Annotated in this window: 19 protein-coding genes and 2 pseudogenes; 10 read left to right on the top strand and 11 right to left on the bottom strand. The window is 65.0% G+C overall.

Going from position 1 to position 17268, the window contains the following annotated elements; all coding sequences use genetic code 11:
• The first annotated feature begins 45 nt into the window (after nucleotides 1-45).
• Both glgC and serB read left to right on the top strand, forming a co-directional pair.
• A complete protein-coding gene (gene glgC / locus E3T34_RS09710) occupies nucleotides 46-1290 on the top strand; it encodes a glucose-1-phosphate adenylyltransferase (RefSeq protein WP_104102176.1) in 1245 nt (414 codons plus the stop codon).
• Entirely contained in the window at nucleotides 1287-1934 is a 648-nt protein-coding gene (serB, locus tag E3T34_RS09705) for a phosphoserine phosphatase SerB (RefSeq protein WP_134342863.1), read from the top strand. The genes glgC and serB overlap by 4 nt, the downstream gene beginning before the upstream one ends.
• Here serB and fabG read toward each other — a convergent pair.
• Nucleotides 1931-2641 (bottom strand): 3-oxoacyl-ACP reductase FabG, encoded by a 711-nt coding sequence (fabG, locus tag E3T34_RS09700; protein ID WP_104102181.1) that lies wholly within the window; start codon nucleotides 2639-2641, stop codon nucleotides 1931-1933. The two genes, serB and fabG, sit on opposite strands and share 4 nt — an antisense overlap.
• 129 nt (nucleotides 2642-2770) lie before the next feature.
• On the opposite strand from fabG, the gene E3T34_RS09695 reads away from it, so the two are divergent.
• The 3 genes from E3T34_RS09695 to E3T34_RS09685 are packed head-to-tail and all read left to right on the top strand — an operon-like array spanning nucleotide 2771 to nucleotide 4157.
• Nucleotides 2771-3076: a DUF3099 domain-containing protein gene (locus E3T34_RS09695; RefSeq protein WP_233191467.1), complete on the top strand. Its 306-nt coding sequence runs from the start codon at nucleotides 2771-2773 to the stop codon at nucleotides 3074-3076.
• Nucleotides 3073-3321: a hypothetical protein gene (locus tag E3T34_RS09690; protein WP_104102184.1), complete on the top strand. Its 249-nt coding sequence runs from the start codon at nucleotides 3073-3075 to the stop codon at nucleotides 3319-3321. Before E3T34_RS09695 ends, E3T34_RS09690 begins: the two co-directional genes overlap by 4 nt.
• Complete coding sequence (locus E3T34_RS09685) at nucleotides 3318-4157, top strand: SURF1 family protein (RefSeq protein ID WP_104102187.1); 840 nt, start codon at nucleotides 3318-3320, stop codon at nucleotides 4155-4157. Before E3T34_RS09690 ends, E3T34_RS09685 begins: the two co-directional genes overlap by 4 nt.
• A gap of 79 nt (nucleotides 4158-4236) precedes the next feature.
• Here E3T34_RS09685 and E3T34_RS09680 read toward each other — a convergent pair whose 3' ends face one another.
• Both E3T34_RS09680 and E3T34_RS09675 read right to left on the bottom strand, forming a co-directional pair.
• Nucleotides 4237-5835, bottom strand: a complete 1599-nt coding sequence (locus E3T34_RS09680) for an ABC-F family ATP-binding cassette domain-containing protein (protein WP_134342862.1) — start codon at nucleotides 5833-5835, stop codon at nucleotides 4237-4239.
• Nucleotides 5836-5894: 59 nt separating this feature from the next.
• On the bottom strand, nucleotides 5895-6545 hold the full coding sequence (locus E3T34_RS09675; protein WP_134342861.1) for a TetR/AcrR family transcriptional regulator: 651 nt from the start codon (nucleotides 6543-6545) through the stop codon (nucleotides 5895-5897).
• 384 nt (nucleotides 6546-6929) lie between these two features.
• Here E3T34_RS09675 and E3T34_RS16515 point away from each other — a divergent pair, with 384 nt between their 5' ends.
• Nucleotides 6930-7253 (top strand): OsmC family protein, encoded by a 324-nt coding sequence (locus E3T34_RS16515; protein WP_241977383.1) that lies wholly within the window; start codon nucleotides 6930-6932, stop codon nucleotides 7251-7253.
• Between the two features lie 840 nt (nucleotides 7254-8093).
• The gene (locus E3T34_RS09665) at nucleotides 8094-9773 is read left to right on the top strand and encodes a molybdopterin-dependent oxidoreductase (RefSeq protein WP_241977382.1); all 1680 of its coding nucleotides are present in this window, start codon (nucleotides 8094-8096) and stop codon (nucleotides 9771-9773) included.
• Between the two features lie 60 nt (nucleotides 9774-9833).
• On the opposite strand, the gene E3T34_RS09660 is transcribed toward E3T34_RS09665, so the two are convergent.
• The gene (locus E3T34_RS09660) at nucleotides 9834-10163 is read right to left on the bottom strand and encodes a metal-sulfur cluster assembly factor (protein WP_104102197.1); all 330 of its coding nucleotides are present in this window, start codon (nucleotides 10161-10163) and stop codon (nucleotides 9834-9836) included.
• Nucleotides 10164-10861: 698 nt separating this feature from the next.
• Between E3T34_RS09660 and E3T34_RS16970 the strand changes: the two are divergent.
• The 3 genes and pseudogenes from E3T34_RS16970 to E3T34_RS09645 form a co-directional block, all read left to right on the top strand.
• Nucleotides 10862-11101: pseudogene (locus E3T34_RS16970) on the top strand (hypothetical protein); the annotation flags it as partial.
• A 43-nt stretch (nucleotides 11102-11144) separates the two neighbouring features.
• Nucleotides 11145-11594: pseudogene (locus tag E3T34_RS16965) on the top strand (IclR family transcriptional regulator); the annotation flags it as partial.
• A gap of 196 nt (nucleotides 11595-11790) precedes the next feature.
• A complete protein-coding gene (locus E3T34_RS09645; RefSeq protein WP_134342858.1) occupies nucleotides 11791-12285 on the top strand; it encodes an aldehyde dehydrogenase family protein in 495 nt (164 codons plus the stop codon).
• A 34-nt stretch (nucleotides 12286-12319) separates the two neighbouring features.
• Here E3T34_RS09645 and fdxA read toward each other — a convergent pair whose 3' ends face one another.
• The 7 genes from fdxA to sufB all read right to left on the bottom strand — a co-directional run bounded on the left by fdxA (nucleotide 12320) and on the right by sufB (nucleotide 17223).
• Nucleotides 12320-12643, bottom strand: a complete 324-nt coding sequence (gene fdxA / locus E3T34_RS09640; RefSeq protein WP_104100575.1) for a ferredoxin — start codon at nucleotides 12641-12643, stop codon at nucleotides 12320-12322.
• Between the two features lie 45 nt (nucleotides 12644-12688).
• Nucleotides 12689-13048 carry a metal-sulfur cluster assembly factor gene (locus E3T34_RS09635; protein WP_104100574.1) on the bottom strand — a complete coding sequence of 120 codons (360 nt, stop codon included), beginning with the start codon at nucleotides 13046-13048 and terminating at the stop codon, nucleotides 12689-12691.
• The gene (gene sufC / locus E3T34_RS09630) at nucleotides 13045-13809 is read right to left on the bottom strand and encodes a Fe-S cluster assembly ATPase SufC (RefSeq protein WP_104193716.1); all 765 of its coding nucleotides are present in this window, start codon (nucleotides 13807-13809) and stop codon (nucleotides 13045-13047) included. Before sufC ends, E3T34_RS09635 begins: the two co-directional genes overlap by 4 nt.
• Nucleotides 13810-13885: 76 nt before the next feature.
• Nucleotides 13886-14431, bottom strand: coding sequence for a Rieske 2Fe-2S domain-containing protein (locus tag E3T34_RS16960; protein WP_134342857.1), 546 nt, complete (start codon nucleotides 14429-14431; stop codon nucleotides 13886-13888).
• A gap of 102 nt (nucleotides 14432-14533) precedes the next feature.
• On the bottom strand, nucleotides 14534-14953 hold the full coding sequence (locus E3T34_RS16955) for a SufD family Fe-S cluster assembly protein (RefSeq protein ID WP_370327456.1): 420 nt from the start codon (nucleotides 14951-14953) through the stop codon (nucleotides 14534-14536).
• Complete coding sequence (locus tag E3T34_RS09620) at nucleotides 14950-15741, bottom strand: SufD family Fe-S cluster assembly protein (RefSeq protein WP_370327454.1); 792 nt, start codon at nucleotides 15739-15741, stop codon at nucleotides 14950-14952. The genes E3T34_RS16955 and E3T34_RS09620 overlap by 4 nt, the downstream gene beginning before the upstream one ends.
• Before the next feature lie 63 nt (nucleotides 15742-15804).
• Nucleotides 15805-17223 carry a Fe-S cluster assembly protein SufB gene (gene sufB, locus E3T34_RS09615; RefSeq protein WP_104099133.1) on the bottom strand — a complete coding sequence of 473 codons (1419 nt, stop codon included), beginning with the start codon at nucleotides 17221-17223 and terminating at the stop codon, nucleotides 15805-15807.
• Nucleotides 17224-17268: the final 45 nt, after the last annotated feature.

The following is a 17268-nucleotide window of genomic DNA, read 5'->3' as shown; positions in this document are numbered from 1 at the left end:
CCACTCGTGCTGGATCGACGTGACGAATGGCCCTACTGTAAAGACATGCAGTCAAAGAAGATCTTTGGAATCGTGCTCGCCGGCGGAGAAGGAAAACGGCTCATGCCGTTGACGGAGGACCGTGCGAAACCGGCCGTTCCTTTCGGGGGTCATTACCGGCTGATCGACTTCGCGCTGTCGAATTTGATCAATTCGGGCCTCACCCAGATCGTGGTTCTCACCCAGTACAAGTCCCACAGCCTTGACCGTCACGTCTCCCAGACCTGGCACGTTTCTGGTGGCCTGTTCAACTCTTATATCGCATCGGTGCCGGCGCAGCAGCGCCTCGGCAAGCGCTGGTTCAGCGGATCCGCGGACGCGATCCTGCAGAGCCTCAACCTGATCCATGACGAGAAGCCCGACATCGTCGTCGTCGTCGGAGCCGACCACGTCTACCGGATGGACTTCAGCCAGATGATCGAGGCTCACATCGCCTCCGGAGCCGCCGCAACCGTCGCGGCCATCCGTCAGCCGATCGGTCTGGCCGACCAGTTCGGCGTCATCGAGGTCGACGCGGCGACGCCGGACCGCATCCGTGATTTCCGCGAGAAGCCGAAGGATGCCGTCGGCCTCGCCGATGCCCCGCACGAGGTCTTCGCGTCCATGGGCAACTACGTTTTCAACACGGAGGCGCTGATCGAGGCCGTCCTGCGCGACGGCGAACGCGCCGACTCGAGCCACGACATGGGTGGCGACATCATTCCCGACTTCGTGTCCCGCGGTGAGGCCGGCGTCTACGACCTCAAGCTCAATGACGTCCCCGGATCCACCGACCGCGACTGCGACTACTGGCGCGACGTGGGTACCATCGACTCCTTCTTCGAGGCACACCAGGACCTGATCAGCGCACTGCCCGTTTTCAACCTCTACAACCAGAAGTGGCCCATCTTCAGCCAGCAGCTCAACTCTCCGCCGGCGAAGTTCGTCCGGGACGGACGCGGCTTCCTCGGCACCATGATCGACTCGATCGTTTCCCTCGGCTGCGTCATTTCGGGAGCGCACATCGAACGCAGCGTTCTCGGCCCCTGGGCCGCCATCGATTCCGGCGCCCAGGTGGTGGACTCGATCGTTTTCGACCGGGTGCAGATCAAACCGGGTGCGACCGTGCGTCGGGCGATTCTGGACAAGGACGTGGTGGTCGCCGCCGGAGCGGAAGTCGGCATTGATCGTGAGCGGGACCGCGCACGGGGCTTCAGCGTCACCGAGTCCGGCATTACCGTCGTCGGCAAGGGAGTCCACGTCCACCCGTGACCGAGTTCGTTCGTTTCCTCGTCGTCCTGGACGCCGATTCCACCCTGATCGAAGACGAGGTCATTGAGCTGCTCGCGGATGCGGCCGGCTCGCTGGCCCTCGTCGCCGAGGTGACCGAGCAGGCCATGCGCGGCGAGATCGATTTCGCGCAGAGTCTACGGCTCCGGGTCAAGACTCTGGCCGGACTGTCCACGGATGTTTTCGCGGAGGTCGGGCGGCTCGTCCGCCCGACTCCCGGGGTGCAGGCACTCATCGACGGCCTGCACGCCCGGGGCAGCAGAATCGGGGTGGTATCGGGCGGCTTCCACGAGGTGCTCGACCCGCTCGCTGCCGCCTTCGGCCTCGATCACTGGCGGGCGAACCGGCTGGAGGTGGCCGACGGTCGCCTCACCGGCGGCCTGGTCGGACCAGTCATCGACGCCGCCGCCAAGGCCGCGGCCCTGCGGGAGTGGGCCGCCCTCGAGGGCGTAGCCCTGCCCCAGACCGTCGCCGTCGGCGACGGAGCAAACGACCTCACGATGATGCGGGCAGCCGGTCTGGGCATCGCTTTCAACGCGCAACCGATCGTGAGGGCGCAGGCGGACCTGGCCCTGGATACCCGCGACCTGAGCCAGGTCCTGCCGATACTCGGTCTGCGCGGTTAGTGCCCCATCCCCAGTCCGCCGTCGACGGGGATGACCGCGCCGGAGATGTACCCGGCGTCGTCCCCGGCAAGCCAGGTGACAACCCGAGCCACCTCGACTGGAGTCGCGAATCGTCCCGCCGGGATGCTGCGCTTGTAGTCGGCCTGCTGCGACTCGGAGAGTTTTGCGGTCATATCGGTTTCGATGAAACCCGGTGCGACGACGTTGGCCGTGATGCCCCTCCCGCCCAGCTCACGGGTCACCGAACGGGCGAGGCCGATCAGACCGCTCTTCGAGGCGGAGTAGTTGACCTGTCCCGCGGAGCCGTACAGGCCGACCACGCTGGAAATCAGCACGATGCGGCCGAACCGGGCCTTGAGCATCCCCTTGGACGCACGCTTCACGACTCGGAAGGCGCCGCTGAGGTTGGTGTCGATGACCGAGGTGAAGTCGTCTTCGCTCATGCGCATCAGCAGCATGTCCCTGGTGATGCCCGCGTTGGCGACAACCACCTCGACGGGGCCGAGCGCCGCCTCGATCTCGGTGAACGCGGCGTCGATGGATGCGGCGTCCGTCACATCCGCGCGCACCGTCAGGCTGCCGCTGGGGCCGTCCCCGGAACGGGCGGTGACCGCGACGCGGTGTCCCTGCCTGATGAACTCCTCCGCGATAGAGAATCCGATGCCGCGGTTTCCCCCGGTGACAAGGACAGTTCTGCCAGTCGTCATGCTGGGTCCAATCTCTTTTTCTCAGCGAACGAACAGCCGTACGCACGTGTTTTCCAGTTTAGGGCGTCTACGTTTGAGTTCGACGAGACGTAGAATTCACAGGGAAAACTCCCCCGACTGACCGAATCGATGGCATCCATGAAGCAGCAGTCGATCACCTCGCTCCCCCCCTCACCCGAGGAGCTGCGTCGTGCCCGGATGATCAAATACTCGATCGCCATGGGCATCCGGATGGTCTGCATCGTGCTGATGCTCTTCGTCCAGGGCTGGTGGCTGCTCGTCTGCGCCATCGGCGCGATCGCCCTTCCCTACTTCGCGGTCGTCTTTGCGAACGTTCAGGGCGGCGCCGTGGCGTCCACGGTCGTCCGACCGGGAGCCGTGCAGGTGTTCCGGGCGCCGCCTCGTGGACCGGACAATGACGAGAGCGGAACGTGATCGGCCTCGGCGCCGATCTCGAAACGACGAACTGCTCGCGCGCCGGCTGTCGTGAGAACGCCGACTGGCGGTTGGACTGGCGCAATCCCCGTATTCACGCTCAAGACCGCGTGAAGACCTGGCTGGCCTGCGACCTTCACGTCGATTACCTCCGCGATTTCCTGGCCAGCCGAGACTTCCCATTAGCCGTCTCGCCTCTTCCGGTCTCCCTTGAGGCTGTAGAGCCGGAAGCCGGGCCGGCGTGATCGGCTGGAAATTTGCGTTCACCCGGCGCTGGGCCGGATACCTTGCGCTGACCATCCTCTTTGCGGCCGTCTGCTCCGGGCTCGGTCTCTGGCAGCTCGCGCGCCGCTCCGACGCACTCTCCGAAATGAACAAAGTGGAGACCAACTATGCGGCGGACCCGGTTCCCTTGGCCGAGGCTCTGCCTGGTCTGGACGCGTTCTCCGCGTCTCAGAAGTGGCTGCCCGTTGTCATGACCGGCACGTATTTGACGGACGACGAGCTGATCGTGCGTAACCGCCCGCTCAATATCAACCCGGGTTTCGAGGTTCTCACTCCCCTGCTACTCGCCGACGGCTCGGTCTTCATCGTGAACCGGGGCTGGTTGCCGACCGGGCAGACCCCCGACGCCCCGGCATCCGTGCCAACCGCCCCCTCGGGGGTTGTCACCGTCACCGCCCGGCTCAAGGCCGGTGAGCCTTCGTTGGCCGGGAGATCGGCCACGGGCGACCAGATCGCGACGATCAACCTCGACGAGGTGTCCACCCGGCTGGACCTTCCGACGTACACCGGCGCGTACGGGCTGATGGCTTCCGAGGAACCGACGCCGGACGAACGTCCCGTGGCGGTCACCCGCCCGGTTAAAGACGAGGGGCCTCACCTGTCCTACGCATTCCAATGGTTCGTGTTCGCCCTGATGGGCTTCGTCGGTCTGGGTTGGGCTATCCGGCAAGAGTACCGAGCCGTGAACTTCGACGACCCGGACGAGCGCGTTCGCGCCGCCGAGCGTGCCCGCCGTCAGGCTGCCAAACCGCGCAGCGACTCGGAGATCGAGGACGAGCTCATCGACGGCAGATGATTGGCAGGTCAGAGGGGCACGGAGACACGAATGTCCGGGCCAGTAGGCCCGGGAAGTGTGCTGTGCGCAGGAAGGGTGATCAGGCGAGCATGATCAGATCAAGGTAGTCCTTGTTCCAGTGATCCTCAGTGCCATCGGGCATGATCAACACGCGCTCGGGATTCAGCGCCTCGACAGCGCCCTCGTCGTGGCTCACGAGGACGACAGCCCCGGCATAGTGCGCCAGGGCGTCAAGGATTTCCTCGCGGCTGGCCGGGTCGAGGTTGTTAGTCGGTTCATCGAGCAGCAGAACATTGGCGCCCGACACCACGATCATGGCCAGGGCCAGCCGGGTCTTCTCGCCACCGGACAGAACCCCGGCCGGCTTGTGCGAGTCGTCGCCGGTGAAGAGGAACGAGCCCAGAACCCGGCGGGCCTCCATCTCAGTGATGTTGGGCGAGGAGGACACCATATTCTCTAGCACGCTGCGCTTGACGTCGATCGTCTCGTGCTCTTGCGCGTAGTAGCCGATCCGCAGGCCGTGGCCGGGCACGATCTCTCCGGTGTCCGGCTTATCCACGCCCGCGAGCATGCGCAGCAGTGTGGTCTTGCCCGCACCATTGAGGCCGAGGATGACCACTTTCGAGCCGCGGTCGATGGCCAGATCCACGGCCGCGAAGATCTCCAGCGAGCCGTAGCTCTTAGAGAGGTCGGTGGCCATCAGCGGGGTGCGCCCACACGGGGCGGGCTCGGGGAAGCGCAGTTTGGCGACGCGGTCGACTGCCCGCACGGCGTCCAGTCCGGACAGGAGCTTCTCGGCGCGCGCCACCATCTGGTGGGCGGCGGCAGCCTTGCTCGCCTTGGCGCCGAACTTCGCGGCCTGCAGCTGGAGGGTCGACGCCTTCTTCTCGGCGTTGGCGCGTTCTTTCTTACGACGGTCCGCGTCGGCCACGCGCTGCCGCTGGTAGTTCCTCCAGTTCATGTTGTAGATGTCGATGACCATGCGGTTGGCGTCGAGGTAGAACACCCGGTTCACCGTGTCGCCGACCAGCTCGATGTCGTGGCTGATGATGATGCATCCGCCGCGATAGTTCTTGACGAACTCCCGCAGCCAGACCACGGAGTCGGCGTCGAGGTGGTTGGTGGGCTCGTCGAGGATCATCGTTTCCGCGGCCGAGAACAGGATACGGGCGAGTTCGATGCGGCGGCGCTGTCCGCCGGACAGGGTTCGCAGCTGCTGGTCGAGGATGCGGTCGGGAAGGTTCAGGTTGCTGGCGATCGACGCGGCTTCCGCCTCGGCCGCGTAGCCGCCGAGCGCGTTGAACTCATCCGTGAGGTTGCCGTAGGTGCGCATGGCCTTGGCGCTGGTCTTGGGGTCGTCGCTGCCCATGTCGGTACCGGCCTGGGCAAGACCCAGGGAGATCGTGCCGAGGCCACGGGCATCCAGGATTCGGGTCCGAGCGAGCATGTCCGGGTCGCCCGAGCGGGGGTCCTGGGGCAGATAGCCGATCTCACCGGTGCGGTCGATCGAGCCGTTGGTCGGAACTGTCTCACCCGCCAGAGTCTTCGTCAGTGTCGTCTTACCAGCCCCGTTGCGACCGACCAGGCCGATCTTGTCACCGGCGGAAACGCGGAAACTGACGTCTTCCATGAGCACGCGCGCCCCAACTCGGATTTCGAGATTTTGCACACTCAGCACAGCAAGAGTCCGTTCAGGGGAGTCGTAGAATTTTCTGGCCGAAGCGGGCCAACTATCCACTATATTTGATCGGTTGCGCCTCGGTGTGCGCCGGGAAGCGAAAGTGCCCCCTGGAGCGCCTTCGCCAGCCAGTCCCGGTAAGCGGCATCCGACCAGCCGAGGTCGAGGACCAGAGACCGGTAGGCCTGTGGATGCCCGAGCGCCCACACCGTTGCCGCCGCCTCGTGGTCGCTCACTCCCCCGCGCAGGCTGTGCCGTGAGCGCAGCGCGGTCGCGACCTCGCCGTACTGGAGAAGTCGCTGGGCTGAACGCCGCATCTCCAGCTCCGCGATGTCTGCATCGACTCCGGCCGCCTGGGCGATCACGCGGTGCACCCCGGACGTCTGGGCGTTCAGGTCGGCGATCCAGCCGGTCAGGATTCGGACGATCTCGGCGGCCGTGCGCGCTTCGGCGATCTGACTGCGCAGCGGTGGGGGGCCGGCTTCCGGTTCGTGTGCACGTGCGGCCGCGCGGTCGAGCACGGCGGAGAGAACGGCGGCTTTGCCACCGACCGAGTTGTAGATGGTCTGCACCGCGACGCCTGCCTCGGCGGCGATCGAGCCGAGAGTGGTGGAAATGTACCCTCGCTCAAGCATCAGCTGGAGCGCGGCCCGCACGATCAAGGTGCGGGTCTCGCGCGACTGAGCCTCCCGACGGGATTTGATGCTCATCAGGACTTCACCCTTCTTCTTAGAATCTCATTCTACACACTGGAATAAAGTTCAAGCGGGGTGCATTTCGGCCCGGGAACCATGCGGAAGCGCTCGGCCATAACGTTGTGTGACCGGGCGGGGTGCCCGGGCCAGACTGGCCTCCTATGGTTAGGCATGACACTCGTGCAGACGCCCGCCGCACTCTCCCCCCGTGCCGAAGATCGTGCTGGCCGCCTCAGCGCCGCCGGAACCGCTTGGAGAGAGCGCATCAGCGCTGACGCGTCGAAATAGAAACTGACCTACCGGGTCGCGGCGGCCGGCGAGGGCTCGGTCGCCACCCGCATCACGGCCGGCAAGCATGTCTTCCCCGCTGACGAGCCCGGAACCCTGGCCGGAGACGCTGTGGCAGCCAGCCCGGTCGAGATTGCGCTCGGCGCCCTGCTCTCATGCCAGGTGGTCGTCTACCGCCTCAACGCCCAGGGGCTGGGCATCCAGGTCGACGAGATCGAGATTGCCGCGGAGGGCGACCTCGACGTGCGGAGACCGTTCGGCATAAGCGAGGACGTGCGGGCCGGCTTCTCAGCGATCCGCCTCCACATCACCATCACCGGTCCCGAATCCGATGAGCGCTACCAGGAGCTGCGGGCAACCGTCAACGCGCACTGCCCGGTTCTCGACCTGTTCGCGAACCCCACTCCCGCGTCCGTCATCGTCACGAAGGCGTAGCCGCATCCGATGCCGACCGGTGGTCAGGCCTGTCGCGTCCCGCGGCGCACCGTGTGGAAGCTGGCGCACGATAGGCCATCCGCCGGCTTCCGCGACGTGCGCCGTGAAGCAGTCACCCACTCGTCTCGCGGCGAACAGGGCGGAGGCCTACCGTCGGCTGCAGCTGCAGCCGCAGCGGTCGCTGCACGAATGTGAGGAGGTCGACGATGGACCACGAATCAGCCGCACCACCCCCAACCGAACCCGGACGGGTCTCCGCCGTCCGGCTCAGATGAGGAACAGGAAACCATCAGCCCTGCGGGCGACATGTTCGAGGAGGGTGAGACCGACGTCTGGCCGCACCCGTCCCTGATCGATTTGGAGAATTGGGAGCCGTCTGCGTTGGCGTCGTCCGCTGAGACGGGCGCTCGGGAAATGGGCACGGAGGAGAATACATCGGACGAGTGACCAGGATCGGATCACCGCCCAGGACACGTCGAAGGGGCGCCGGCCAGATGGCCGGTGCCCCTTCGACGTGACTGGATCAGGAGTGGATCAGGAGTGGATCAGGAGTGGATCAAATGAAGAAGCCGAGGGCACGGATCGACTCTTTCGGGGGCTTAACCGGATTAATGCGGAATATATTCCGTTTAATAGGAGGATACTTGCAGGCAGCAAGCAGGAGATGGGCATATCGGTGCTGTAGATCGCACTCCCGACACGGTTGGGGAGGCGTCCTGCTTCTCAAATGGGGACGGTATGGATACAAACTCGATTGATCGAAATATTCCTGCAACAGACATTGGAGCAGGGGGGACGCGGAGAAGTTTTCGGGAGGAACTGGACACGAAGCGGTACCACGTGGTGGATGACCACTGGGCCGGCCGGGTCCCTGCCCAGTACGGCGTTGCCCCGCGGGTGCGGATCGGCACGGACAAGTGGTTCAATCTGCTGTGGTTGATACCCATTGGACTGGTCCTGCTGATCGTGGGGATCGCCATTGCCAAGGGGCTGCGGGAGATGCCCGCGGTGCAGGACTTCATGAGCCAGTATCCGGGAGCGACTGCACTGCCCGACAACGCCCCGGTCGGGTTCCCGGCGTGGGTCGGTTGGCAACACTTCCTGAACCTCTTCATGATGATCTTCATCATCCGGTCCGGTGTCAGCATCATGGCGGACCATCCGCGGCTGTACTGGACCCGGCACTCGACACCGGGTAAGGACTGGTTTCGCATGCAGAAGCCGGTGCCGAGCGATCCGCTCTACACGGCGAAGGAGGACTCAATCACCTTGCCCGATGGTGTCGGGCTGCCGGGGCGCCGTCACTCCATCGGTCTCGCACGGTGGTGGCACCTCGGCGTCGATACGGTCTGGCTGCTCAACGGAATCATCTTCTGCGTTCTTATCTTTGCGACGGGGCAGTGGATGCGCGTGGTCCCGCTGAGCTGGGACGTCGTCCCCAACGCCGCGTCGGCCGCCCTTCAGTACCTGTCTTTGAACTGGCCGGCCGAGAGCGGGTGGACCAACTACAACAGTCTGCAGCTGATCGCCTACTTCATCACCATTTTCATTGCGGCGCCTCTCGCCCTGGTCACCGGCCTCGGCATGTCCCCCGCACTGTCGACCCGCTTCCGCAAAATCAGCTCGGTGTTCAGCATCCAGGTGGCCCGTTCGCTGCACTTCTTCGTGCTCTGCTGGTTCGTCATGTTCATCGTTGTGCACGTCACCCTGGTGATGACCACAGGGGCCCTGCGCAACCTCAACCACATGTATGCGTCTCAGGACAGTGAATCGTGGGTCGGCATCGGGATCTTCGCGGCTTCGATGGTCGTCGTCATCGGAGGATGGCTCGCAGCCACGCCTTTCACCTATCGGCATCCTCGTGTGGTGCAGAAGGTCGGTTTCGCGCTGATCGGTCGCGCGCAGCGCCTATTTGAACACATCGACGCGAACCCCGGCCAGTACACGGAGAAGGACATTTCACCGTACTTCTGGCATAACGGCAAATACCCGGACTCCGAGGAATACCAGGCGCTTCGAGCGGGCAACTTCGCGGACTACACACTGCGGGTCAACGGGCTCGTCGAGAACCCCGTCGATTTGAACCTCGCACAGTTGCAGGGTCTCCCCTATCACGATCAGATCACCCAGCACTTCTGTATTCAGGGGTGGTCAGGGGTCGCGAAGTGGGGCGGAATCTCAATGCAGACGATCCTGGATCTGGTGCAGCCGAAACCCGAGGCGAAATGGGTCATTTTCTATTCCTTCGCGGCGGGTCCGGACGGTGGCACGTACTACGACGCCCAACCCATCGAGCAGATGAGCTACAAACTGACCATGCTCGCCTATGACCTCAACGGGCAGACCCTATCTTTCGGGCACGGAGCACCGCTTCGGTTGCGCAACGAAACGCAGCTGGGTTTCAAGATGGTGAAGTGGATCAAGGGAATCGAGTTCGTTGAGGACTTCTCTGAGATCGGTGCGGGGTTTGGTGGTTACCACAACGACCATGAGTTCTTCGGCTATCGGCAGTCCATCTAACGCACACGAAAACCCCGATTTCCGGAGGAAGTCGGGGTTTTCGCGTGTGTTAGGGGAAGTTCAGATAGAAAAGCCGAGGGCCCGCATCATGTCGCGGCCGTCGTCCGTAATCTTCTCGGGACCCCACGGCGGCATCCAGACCCAGTTGATGCGGAACTGGTCGACGACGCCGTCCAACGCCTCGGCGGTCTGCTCCTCGAGGACATCGGTCAGCGGGCAGCCGGCCGAGGTCAGGGTCATGTGGATGATCAGGGCATCGTTCTCATCGTCCCAGCCCAGGTCGTAGATGAGCCCGAGGTCGACCACGTTGATACCGAGTTCCGGGTCCATGACGTCTTTGAGCGCCTCTTCGATTTCATCGAAGCGCGCCGGGGGCAGCGTGGAAACCATGCGCCTAACCTACGTTCGATTCGGTGAGAAAGCGATCGTAGCCCTCGTCTTCGAGGCGGTCGGCGAGTTCGGGGCCACCCTGTTCGGCGATCNCAGGGCGCGGCCCGGCCTCCGCCGTTCCCGGCGCGACGCCCGGCTCCGCGCCCGACGCCGACGCCGTCGCCGGCTCGTCGCCGAGCTCCGCTCGCACCGGGATATACCGCACCCCGGCGACGGCCGTGGCGAGCACGAGAAGCGCAACCCCGGCCAGGTGCCAGAACACCGGCAACGAAACGAAGGATGCCCCCGCGCCCGCCAGTGCGCCGACCACGGTGCCGAGGCTGAAGCAGGCGTGCATCAGCGGCATCAGCGTCTTGCCGATCGCCCGCTCAACCGCCGCCCCCTCGACGTTCATCATGACGTCGACCGAGCCCATCCCGAAACCGACCAGGGCCAGCCCGGCGAAGACCAGCTCGGTGGACCCCAGCAGGCTCGTGCCGACCCCGGCCGTGATGAGCCCGACCGAGGAGATCGCGACGCCGAGCACCACGGCGCGCCGGGCGCCGAGGCGGGCGAGCAGCCCGACCGCCGCCACCAGGCCGATCACCGACCCGGCCGAGAGGCCGAAGATGACAATGCCCACCTGCGCGGTCGAGAGCTCGAGGCCGTCTCGCACGGCCGGGATGCGGGACATCCAGGTGGCCAGTGCGAGTCCGGCAATGAAGAAGAGTGCGAACACGGCGTTCCGCCAGGCGTGCAGCCCGGGCCGGGCGGCTGGGGTGGCGGAGATTCCGAGGTCGCGGGCGGTGTGGGTCACACCCTCCACGTTATCCGAAACGCAATCTGTCGCACGTGGGGGGACTTCAGGGGGTAACAGAACGGGGGTGCCGCACCCCGCCGCACCGCGGTCGCTCTCCGAGATCTGCGCCGAGAGCGGGCTGCCACAGAGCACCGTGCGCCGCCTGCTCGGCGAGCTCGAAGAGTGGGGCGCCGTGCAGCGGGATGCCCGCGGCCGCAACCAGATCGGCCTGCGCCTCTGGGAACTCGGCCAGCACGCGGGGCGGCAGCTGCGCGACGTGGCCCGCCCCCTACCTGCAGGACCTCTCCGGCCTCACCCAGGAGACCGCGCATCTGGCCATCCGCGACGGGGCCGACGTGCTCTACATCGACCGCGTCTACGGCACCCGGCGCGTGCAGCAGGCCCCCCGGGTCGGCTGCCGGCTGCCCATGCACGCCACCGCCATGGGGCGCGCCATCCTGGCATTCGAGGAGGACTGGGTGCAGGACGCCGTGCTCGGCGGCACGCTGATCGCCCGCACCGCCTTCACGAAGACCGACCACGAGCAGCTCCGCCGGGAGATCGAGAAGATCCGCGTGCAGGGGTTCGCGCTCGCCTCGGAGGAGGTTCGCCTCGGCTTCGGCTCCCTGGCGGTTCCGGACTTCCAGGCTGACGGCCGCGTCGTCGGCGGGCTCGGCATCGTGCTGCCGACCAGCCGCGCCCACCAGCTCGAACGCAACCTTCCGATCCTGCTCGGCACGGCCGAGCGCAGCCAGGCCGGAATCGCGCAACTCCCCCCTCGGCGCTGCAGCCCGCCGCCCGCGCCCGCAAACCACCCCGGTGATCGACCCCGTCGCGATCTGAGACCCGATGGATCCGGCAACCGTGCTCGGGCCGAGCGCGACCGCCGCGCAGGGGGACACGGTGCTTGGTTACATCCGGTCGGGCCTGGCGGAGGGTGCCCGCGCCACGACCGGCGGCGACGTGCCCAGCGGGTTCGACCGGGGCTTCTCCGTCACGCCGACCGTGTTCGCCGACGTGACGCCCGGCATGCGGATCGCCCGGGAGGAAGTCTTCGGGCCGGTGCTGTCGATTTTGCGCTACGACCGCCTCGAGGAGGCCATCGGGATCGCCAACAACACTGATTTCGGCCTCGGAGGAACGGTCTTCTCCGCAGACGAGGATGCCGCCCTCGCGGTGGCTTCGCGGGTGGACACGGGCTCGATCGGGATAAAATTCTTCGCCGCAAGCCATGCCGCCCCGTTCGCGGGGCGGCATGGCTCAGGTCTCGGCGTCGAATTCGGCCTGGAGGGTCTGCACGTCTACCTCAAGCCGCAGTCGGTGCACCGCCGCATCCGCTCGTAGCCGGCACGGCGGTGCGCTCAGGATCGCGGCAGGATCAGGGCCGCACCTGCGGGGGCAGGGCGGCGATGATCGGGTGGTCCTTCTGGAACACGCCGGATTTCGCCGCCCCGCCGGGCGAGCCGATGTCGTCGAAGAACTCGACATTGGCCTTGTAGTACTCGGCCCACTTCTCGGGCACGTCGTCCTCGTAGTAGATGGCCTCGACCGGGCAGACCGGCTCGCAGGCGCCGCAGTCGATGCATTCGTCGGGGTGGATGTAGAGCGAGCGCTCACCCTCGTAGATGCAGTCGACCGGGCACTCGTCGACGCAGGCACGGTCCTTCACGTCGACGCAGGGCAGGGCGATCACATAGGTCATCGGCACGCCCCGGTCAGACTCAGCCGAATCGGGGCAACGGGCTGGCTAGATGTTGAATCCAAGAGCGCTCATCATCTCCCGGCCGTCGTCGGTGATCTTGTCGATGCCCCACGGCGGCATCCAGACCCAGTTGATGCGGAACTGGTCGACGATGCCGTCCAGGTTGACGCCGATCTCCTGCTCGAGCACCTCGGTCAACGGGCAGCCGGCCGAGGTCAGGGTCATGTGAATGATCAGGGCATCGTTTTCATCGTCCCAGCCCAGATCGTAGATCAGGCCGAGGTCGACGATGTTGATGCCGAGTTCCGGGTCGATCACATCCTTGAGGGCCTCCTGGACGGCATCGAACCGCGCCGCGCCCAGGATCGATTCCGCCGACTGCAGTGCGGTTGTCCCGAGGCTCATCGGGCGACGTCGGCGCTCTGGAAGCGATCGTAGCCCTCGTCTTCGAGGCGGTCGGCGAGTTCGGGGCCGCCCTGTTCGGCGATGCGGCCGTCGACGAAGACGTGCACGAAGTCCGGCTTGATGTAGCGCAGGATGCGGGTGTAGTGCGTGATCAGCAGCAGACCCAGGCCGGTGTGCTCCTTGGCCCGGTTCACACCCTCCGACACGATCTTGAGCGCGTCGACGTCGAGGCCGGAGTCGGTCTCGTCGAGCACCGCGAAGCGGGGCTTCAGCAGTTCGAGCTGCAGGATCTCGTTGCGCTTCTTCTCACCGCCGGAGAAGCCCTCGTTCACGTTGCGTTCGGCGAAGGACTTGTCCATGCGGAGCTGCTTCATCGACTCGCGCACATCCTTGATCCAGCTGCGGATGGGCGGCGCGCTGCCGTCGATCGCGGTCTTCGCGGTGCGGAGGAAGTTCGTCACCGTGACGCCGGGAATCTCCACCGGGTACTGCATGGCCAGGAACAGGCCCGCGCGGGCGCGCTGGTCCACGGTCATTGTGGTGACCTCTTCGCCGTCGAGCAGGATCGAGCCACTGTCGACGGTGTATTTCGGGTGACCGGCGATCGTATAGGCGAGGGTGGACTTGCCGGAGCCGTTCGGGCCCATGATGGCGTGGATCTCACCCTCGTTGATGGTCAGGTTCACCCCGTGCAGGATCTGCTTGGTGCCCTGGTCGGTCCAGACGCTGACGTGCAGGTCGATGATCTGTAGAACTGACATGAAATTCTCTTTCGTTCTCCGGCGCGTACGCCGACAAGTTGGGTGGCCGATCGGCCGGTGCGGGACTGGGCCCGCGTCAGACGGCTACGGTGACGGCTGGGTCGATGTAGACCACGCCGTCGACCAGGTCGACCTGGTAGACCGGGACCGGCTCGTAGGCCGGGAGGTTGAGCGGCTTGCCGGTCTTCAGGGAGAACTTGGAGCCGTGGGCCCAGCATTCGACGGTGTCGCCCTCGACGAAACCTTCGGACAGGGAGATGTCGCCGTGGGTACAGGTGTCGCCGATGGCGAAGACGTCTCCGGCGGCGTCGCGGACGACAACGATGGGGACGCCATCGATTTCGACTTTGACTGCCTCGTTGACGCCGAGTTCGTCGAAGCCACAGATCTTGGTGAATGCCATGTCAGTTGTCCTTTGTTGCNGGATCGAGCCACTGTCGACGGTGTATTTCGGGTGACCGGCGATCGTATAGGCGAGGGTGGACTTGCCGGAGCCGTTCGGGCCCATGATGGCGTGGATCTCGCCCTCGTTGATGGTCAGGTTCACCCCGTGCAGGATCTGCTTGGTGCCCTGGTCGGTCCAGACGCTGACGTGCAGGTCGATGATCTGTAGAACTGACATGGAATTCTCTTTCGTTCTCCGGCGTACGCCGGTGACTGCGCAGGTGAATGGGGGAGTGGCCGATTGGTCGACCTGGGGAGCCGGATATCCGGCGGCGGATGCTTAGCTCGGGTCGCTCATGGTGAGTTCTGCTTCGATGGCCGCCTGGAGGCGTTCTTCGAGCAGGGGGGAGCCGATTTGTTGCACGATCTCGCTGAGGAAGCCGCGTACGACGAGGCGCCGGGCCTCGTCTTCGCTGATGCCGCGGGACTGCAGGTAGAACAGCTGCTCGTCGTCGAAGCGGCCGGTCGCGCTCGCGTGCCCGGCCCCCTTGATGTCGCCGGTCTCGATCTCGAGGTTCGGGATCGAGTCCGCCCGGGTGCCTTCGGTGAGCACGAGGTTACGGTTCTGTTCGTAGCTGTCGGTCCCGGCCGCATCCCGCCCGATCAGGACGTCGCCGATCCACACGGTGCGGGCACCTTGACCCTGCAACGCACCCTTGTAGGTGACGCGGCTGCGACTGTTCGGCGCGACGTGGTTCACGAATACCTGCTGCTCGAGGTGCTGGCCGGCGTCGNCACGAATACCTGCTGCTCGAGGTGCTGGCCGGCGTCGGCGAAGTACAGGCCGAGCAGCTCCGTGTCCGAACCGATCCCGGCTAGACGCACCGACGGGTTCACCCGCACGATGCTGCCGCCCAGGCTCACCACGATGTGCTTCAACCGTGCGTCGCGGCCGATGGTGGCGAAGTGGTTCGTCAGGTGCACGGCCGTGTCGCCCCATTCCTGCAGACTGACCACGGTCAGGTTCGCGGACTCGCCCAGGATGATCTCGACGTTCTCGCTCAGCCGGGCCGCACCCGTGTTCTCCAGGATCAGGATGGCTTGGCTGAACGGCTTGGCCTCGATGATGGTGTGCGCGCCGCGCGCGCCGGAACCCAGGCCGGCACGGGTGACCGTGACCTCCTTGGCCTCCTCGCCGCTGATCGTGATCGCGAGAGCCTTCTCGAAACTCGACCACGCGTTCGCCGACGCGCGTTCCTCGGGTGCCCCGGCCGAACCGATCCGCGGGTCGGTGCGATCGACCCAGGCAACGCTGACCCCGGCGACGCGTGAAGACTCGACCGGGTACTCCGACCCGTCGAGCACACCCGCGGTCAGGTCGGTGAACTTCTTCACCGGCGATAGCTTCCAGACCGCTTCACGACCCGTGACGGGACCGAAGTCGGCCACGTTCACGCTCGCGAACCGGTCCGACCGGGTCTGCACCGGCACATAACCGAAACGGCCGTCCGAGTGCTCCTTGATGCCGTGCTGCTCCGCAGTAGGCATGGCACCCGTTGTGGATGCCGGGGTGGTTGGTGGGGAATTGAGTTGTGCAGAGACGGCGGACATTTAGCCGACGGATCCTTCCATGCCCATTTCAATGAGCTTGTTGAGTTCAAGGGCGTACTCCATCGGCAGCTCCCGGGCAATCGGCTCGATGAAGCCGCGCACGATCATGGCCATCGCCTCATCTTCGGGCATCCCCCGGCTCATCAAGTAGAACAGCTGCTCCTCGCTGACCCGCGACACCGTGGCCTCATGGCCCAACTGCACATCATCGACCCGGATATCGATCGATGGATACGTGTCCGAACGCGATTTCGTGTCCACCAGCAACGCGTCACAGCGCACCGTGTTCGCGGAGTGGTGCGCCGTGGCATCCACCCGCACCTCACCGCGGTAACCAGACCGGCCACCACCCCGGGCAATGGACTTCGACACGATCGAAGACTGCGTATACGGCGCCATGTGGATCATCTTCGCGCCCGCATCCTGATGCTGACCGGGACCCGCGAACGCCACCGACAGGGTCTCCCCCTTAGCGTGCTCACCCATCAGATAAATCGACGGGTACTTCATCGTGACCTTGGAACCGATATTGCCGTCGATCCACTCCATCGTGGCACCCTCCGCAGCCGTCGCACGCTTCGTGACCAGGTTGTAGACGTTCGTGGACCAGTTCTGGATAGTCGTGTAGCGAACGCGGGCATTCTTCTTCACAACAATCTCGACCACCGCAGAGTGCAGAGAATCGGACGAGTAGATCGGGGCCGTGCACCCCTCGATGTAGTGCACGTAGCTGCCCTCGTCGGCGATGATCAGGGTGCGCTCAAACTGCCCCATATTCTCCGTATTAATGCGGAAGTAGGCCTGCAGCGGGATCTCCACGTGCACACCCGGCGGCACATAAACGAAAGAGCCGCCCGACCACACCGAGGTGTTCAGCGCCGCGAACTTGTTGTCGCCGGAGGGAATGATCGTGCCGAAATACTCCTCGAAGAACTCCGGATGCTCCCTCAACGCCGTGTCGGTATCCATGAAGATGACACCCTGCGCAGCCAATTCTTCGTTGATCTGGTGATAGACCACCTCGGACTCATACTGGGCCGCGACGCCGGAGACAAGACGCTGACGCTCGGCCTCGGGAATGCCGAGCTTCTCATAGGTGCTCTTGATGTCCTCGGGCAGGTCGTCCCAAGTCTGGGCCTGCTTCTCCGTGGAACGCACGAAGTACTTGATGTTGTCGAAATCGATGCCCGACAGGTCAGCACCCCAAGTCGGCATCGGCTTGCGCTCAAACAACTCGAGGGCCTTGAGGCGACGCTGCAGCATCCACTCAGGCTCGCCCTTGAGATTGGAGATATCGGTCACCACCTCCGGCGAAATCCCGCGGCGGGCGGAGGCACCAGCAGCATCGGAGTCGGACCACCCGAACTCGTAGACACCGAGCCCCGCAAGTTCGGGGCGGTCAAGAAGGACGTCAGACATATTTACCTCTTCTGCCACCCCGGCAACCCGGATATTAGTCCGGTC

Source organism: Cryobacterium sp. TMT1-62 (assembly GCF_004403145.1).
GTDB lineage: Bacteria > Actinomycetota > Actinomycetes > Actinomycetales > Microbacteriaceae > Cryobacterium > Cryobacterium sandaracinum.
Note: the sequence above shows the minus strand (reverse complement) of the source record. Positions and strands in the feature narration are given on the sequence as shown.

Coding starts and splice junctions, on each gene's coding strand:
- glgC (WP_104102176.1), top strand. CDS start 46: ATGCAGTCAAAGAAGATCTTTGGAATCGTGCTCGCCGGCGGAGAAGGA.
- fabG (WP_104102181.1), bottom strand. CDS start 2,641: ATGACGACTGGCAGAACTGTCCTTGTCACCGGGGGAAACCGCGGCATC.
- E3T34_RS09695 (WP_233191467.1), top strand. CDS start 2,771: ATGGCATCCATGAAGCAGCAGTCGATCACCTCGCTCCCCCCCTCACCC.
- E3T34_RS09675 (WP_134342861.1), bottom strand. CDS start 6,545: ATGAGCATCAAATCCCGTCGGGAGGCTCAGTCGCGCGAGACCCGCACC.
- E3T34_RS09660 (WP_104102197.1), bottom strand. CDS start 10,163: ATGGTTTCCACGCTGCCCCCGGCGCGCTTCGATGAAATCGAAGAGGCG.
- E3T34_RS09645 (WP_134342858.1), top strand. CDS start 11,791: ATGGATCCGGCAACCGTGCTCGGGCCGAGCGCGACCGCCGCGCAGGGG.
- fdxA (WP_104100575.1), bottom strand. CDS start 12,643: ATGACCTATGTGATCGCCCTGCCCTGCGTCGACGTGAAGGACCGTGCC.
- E3T34_RS09635 (WP_104100574.1), bottom strand. CDS start 13,048: ATGAGCCTCGGGACAACCGCACTGCAGTCGGCGGAATCGATCCTGGGC.
- sufC (WP_104193716.1), bottom strand. CDS start 13,809: ATGTCAGTTCTACAGATCATCGACCTGCACGTCAGCGTCTGGACCGAC.
- sufB (WP_104099133.1), bottom strand. CDS start 17,223: ATGTCTGACGTCCTTCTTGACCGCCCCGAACTTGCGGGGCTCGGTGTC.